Source organism: Arthrobacter sp. 260 (assembly GCF_013116745.1).
In the GTDB taxonomy this organism is placed as follows: domain Bacteria; phylum Actinomycetota; class Actinomycetes; order Actinomycetales; family Micrococcaceae; genus Arthrobacter_D.
The window spans coordinates 1-208 of record NZ_JABFOE010000188.1 but is presented as its reverse complement, the minus strand read 5'-3'; the positions used below and the strand labels follow the sequence as shown (position 1 = coordinate 208).

Sequence of the window (208 nt, the reverse complement as noted above, 5' to 3'; positions counted from 1 at the left end):
AATAATCCCTTGCCAGCAACGATGGGACGCGTGTGCTACCACCCATGTGAAACAGCATGCAACCGCGGCCAGGTTGATGAAGCCGTAGGTATTAATGCCATCGAACGCTTCCTTGGAGATAAGGCCATCGCAGAAGGCTGGACCGTTCCCCTCCTACAGGAAGAGACTGGGAAAAAAGTTCTCATTGTCGGAGCTGGCCCCTCCGGAC

General features: G+C 54.8%; 1 pseudogene. It reads left to right on the top strand.

The features are described 5' to 3' along the window. Positions 1 to 9: 9 nt before the first annotated feature. Positions 10 to 208, top strand: a pseudogene (locus tag HMI57_RS18800) (glutamate synthase); the annotation flags it as partial.